General features: G+C 55.8%; 1 pseudogene. It reads left to right on the top strand.

The annotated features are described in order from the left end of the window. A pseudogene (locus tag SB753_RS36455) lies at window positions 1-285 on the top strand (hypothetical protein); the annotation flags it as partial.

Below are 285 nucleotides of genomic sequence, written 5' to 3'. Positions count from 1 at the left end.
CAAGAAGACGATACGCGGCATCGAACTGTCGTCGGAATTCCTTCAGTCGATCCTCGGCTTCGCGACCAAAGGGCCTTTGCTGGGCGCCTTCCAGTCGTTTATCGGATCGTTCGGCCAGAAGATCAGTGCGGGCGTCGATTCGTCGAGCAAGCCCTTCCATTTCGCGTCCAACACGGTATTCATCGACGCGCAACAGGTCGGAAACACCTTGATGGTGATGCCGCACCTGAAGATGTACTTCTGCGATTTCACGTCCAAGGACAGAAAGGTCTACTCCAGCTGCGC

The sequence above is a fragment of the Paraburkholderia sp. SIMBA_053 genome (genome assembly GCF_046534895.1).
Classification (GTDB): domain Bacteria; phylum Pseudomonadota; class Gammaproteobacteria; order Burkholderiales; family Burkholderiaceae; genus Paraburkholderia; species Paraburkholderia caledonica.
This window is presented reverse-complemented; position numbering and strand designations above follow the sequence as displayed.